At 68.1% G+C, this 3,157-nt stretch carries 3 protein-coding genes; all 3 read left to right on the top strand.

Translation table 11 applies throughout. The annotated features are described in order from the left end of the window. The first annotated feature begins 411 nt into the window (after positions 1-411). Complete coding sequence (locus tag QH283_RS09005) at positions 412-1,407, top strand: beta-ketoacyl-ACP synthase 3 (RefSeq protein ID WP_280502560.1); 996 nt, start codon at positions 412-414, stop codon at positions 1,405-1,407. A 33-nt stretch (positions 1,408-1,440) separates the two neighbouring features. Next, positions 1,441-2,430, top strand: a complete 990-nt coding sequence (locus QH283_RS09000; protein ID WP_280502559.1) for an AvrD family protein — start codon at positions 1,441-1,443, stop codon at positions 2,428-2,430. A gap of 6 nt (positions 2,431-2,436) precedes the next feature. After that, the coding region (locus QH283_RS08995; protein ID WP_280502558.1) for an AAA family ATPase at positions 2,437-3,157 on the top strand (721 nt) is incomplete at its 3' end.

Genomic DNA, 3,157 nt, shown 5'->3' with positions numbered 1-3,157 from the left:
GGGGGCGCCCTCCCCCCGGCCCCCCCCCCCCCCCCAACAACGGGGGGGGGGCCCCCCCCCCGGTGGCGGGGCCCCGCCCTCGTCGTCCAGGCCTTCTCATGGCCGTGACCAGGAGATTTGCGGCTCTCCGGGCAGTCAAGAACAGAAACGTTCGCTTTTTGCTTACTGTGAATAAACGCGAACAAAAACGTTCACAGAATTGCGAACTGACCAGTAGCTTTGGTTATGTCAATGCCGCATCAAAAAACGTGACCTTCGTCACCCTGTTCCGTTATGCACGTGTTATAGCTGTGTGATCTGATACCAGCTCGCCGCCCCGGTGCTAGGTTGATTCACGAGTGATTCACTTCATAAACACGCAGGGGGGTGAGCTTTGTGACGACGCTGCGAGAAAAGGCTGCACGACGAGAAATGACAGTCCAGCGAGCCGGGATGCTCATGATCGGATCGTATCGGCCTGAGCGAATAATCTCCAACGCGGAACTCGCCACTCATCTCGGCGTCGACGAAAAATGGATTCTCACCCGCACCGGAATAAGCGAGAGGCGCTTCGCCGGCCCCGACGAGACGGTGACGTCCATGTCGGTGCGCGCCGCCGACGCCGCCCTGAGCGCGGCGGGCGTCTCCGCCCGGGATGTCGACGTCGTCCTGCTCGCCACCTCCACCCACATGAACCAGACACCCGCCGCCGCGCCGATCGTCGCCTCCGAACTCGGATGCGCAGGCCCGGCGGCGTTCGACGTCTCCGCGGGCTGCTCAGGCCTCGCGCACGCCGTCGGACAGGCCACCGCCCTGATCAACTCCGGCCAGGCGGGCAACGTCCTCGTCATCGGCGCCGAAAAGCTCAGCCACGTGGTCGATCCCGACGACCGAGGGGTCGCGCCGATCTTCGGCGACGGCGCCGGCGCGGTGCTCATCGGCCCCACCGACTACGGCCACATCCGCCGAACCGTCTGGGGCAGCGACGGTTCACACGCCCGGCTCATCCGCCAGGAGCCGACCTGGGAGGAACTGCGCGCCGCGCCCGCCGATACCGCCGCCCCCATGCTGCGGATGGAGGGCACCGAGGTGTTCCGTTGGGCCACCGGCGCGGTGCCGCAGATCGTCGAGCAGATCGCGATCGCGGGGGAGATCGGACTCGACGAGGTCGAGGTGTTCATCCCGCACCAGGCGAACCTGCGCATCATCGACAGTGTGGTCCGCAAACTCGGCTGGCGCGAGGAGTCGGTCGTGGTGGCCGACGATGTGCGTCACACCGGAAACACGTCCGCGGCGGCGTTGCCGCTGGCGATCGACGACCTGATCACCTCGGGTCGGGCAAAACCGGGTCAGCTCGCTCTCCAGGTTTCCTTCGGGGCGGGGCTGTCGTACGCGGGACAGGTTTTCGAACTGCCTCGCGTCGCCTAGTACAGGATTATTCGCTGTTCGAAGGTTGTACCCATGAGTGTTGTATTTTCCAGCTACGACGAGCCCCTCGGCCCCCGGGCCACCCGATATTTCGGCGAGGGTTACCGGAAGGTCGGCCCGGAATTGTCGGCGCTGGTGCTGGACAATTTCGTCCGCCCCGGCGCCCGGCATTCCGCGCGGGCGCGACTGGAATATCCGGCGGACTGGTCGAAGAAAAAGCACCGGGAACTCGTCCCGCACGTCAGCAGCGTCGACACGGTCATGCTCGCCGCGACGCTCTGCGACGCCGCGATCACCCGGGCGCGGGCGCTGTCGCCCGAGCAGTCCGCGCGCACCTGGGTCCGCCACGGCGCGGTCAGGGCGGGGGCGGCCCCGCACGAGGATCTCGACGACATTCCGGTGACGGCCGAGGTCACCGGGCTGGCCGAGGACGGCGACCTGGCGGAGACCACCTTCAAGTTCCAGGTCGGCAACCTCGCGGGCACCCTGACCCTCGTGCACGAGATCGGCGCGGGCAGCGGTCCCGAGTTCCCCGGCACCGACACCTTCGACAGTCTCGCCGACATCTTCGGCCCCGCCCCGCACTACTACCTCACCGGTGTCAAGGATCACAGCCTCAGCGCCCACGCGCTGCGGGTCGACGCCGACGCCACCCGCGTCACCGGCAGGCAGTCGGTGCGCCCCGGCGCGGAGAACGGCTACGTGGGCGCCGAGGCGGCCTACTGGGATTCGGTGTCGCCGATCGACGCCATCGTCGGCGCCGCCCAGCTGTCGCAGATCCTGCTCTATCAGATGGACTCGCTGGATCGCACCAACAGCGACACCCTGTGGATGCGCAAACTGGAGTTCTTCGCCGAGCAGCCGCCACGGCCCTCGGCCGAGGAGTTCGACGGCACCGTGGAGATCAAGCGTGCCTCCGTCATCGACCGGGGCGGGCAGCGCTGGCGCAGCGCCGACCTGCTCATCAAGGAGTTCCAAGGCGTGACCGGTTCCTGCCTGCTGGCCCATCGGCTCCCGGAGTAGCCGCCGGTGACCGAGGAAGACCGACAGCCCCCTGTCCGTATCGCCGTCACCGGCGCGCCCGGCACCGGTCGCGGGACCGTCTGCGCCGCGCTCGCGCTGGCCACCGGGCTCGACTGCGCCAGTGTCGCCGACGAACTGGCCGCGCCACGCTCGGACAGGCGGCTCGCCCGCACCGTCGAGGCGGCGATCCGCGGCTTCGAGCAGCGCGTCGACGGAGAGGCCCGCCTGCCCGGCGGCTACGTCTCCGACGGCTCGGTGCTGCACGAATGGGCGGTGGCCGAGGCCACCCGCCGCACCACGCCGCGGCGGCACTGGCTGCTGAATCCGAGGGACCTGCCCTACCGGATCTTCGAGGAGCGGTTCCTGCTCGCACAGCGCCGCATCGTCGCCCGGTACGCGAACGCGACCTACGACGGCTTCGTCCACCTCCGGCTGCCCGAGGAAGTCACCGAGGACGGCGACAGCGCGACGCGCGAGACCGTCGACCGGTTGTTGCTCACCGCCCTGCAGGATTCGAATTTGCCGTATCTCGTGATCGGTGGTTCGCTCGAGCAGATTGTCACCCAGGTGGCCGGAATGTTCGCCCTGCCGCAACACATTCCGGTCGGCGACGCGGTGTCGGGGGGGGAGAAAACCCCCCGGAACCCCCCCGCCGGGGGGAAAAAGAAAAGGGAAAATAAATGGAACACCGGCGCACACCCGCAACAACCCGGCCCCCGGGCCGCGG

The sequence above is a fragment of the Nocardia farcinica genome (genome assembly GCF_029867845.1).
Lineage (GTDB): Bacteria > Actinomycetota > Actinomycetes > Mycobacteriales > Mycobacteriaceae > Nocardia > Nocardia farcinica_A.
This window is presented reverse-complemented; position numbering and strand designations above follow the sequence as displayed.

Excerpts from the sequence above, each read along its gene's own strand:
- QH283_RS09005 (WP_280502560.1), top strand. The coding sequence starts at position 412 with ATGACAGTCCAGCGAGCCGGGATGCTCATGATCGGATCGTATCGGCCT.
- QH283_RS09000 (WP_280502559.1), top strand. The coding sequence starts at position 1,441 with ATGAGTGTTGTATTTTCCAGCTACGACGAGCCCCTCGGCCCCCGGGCC.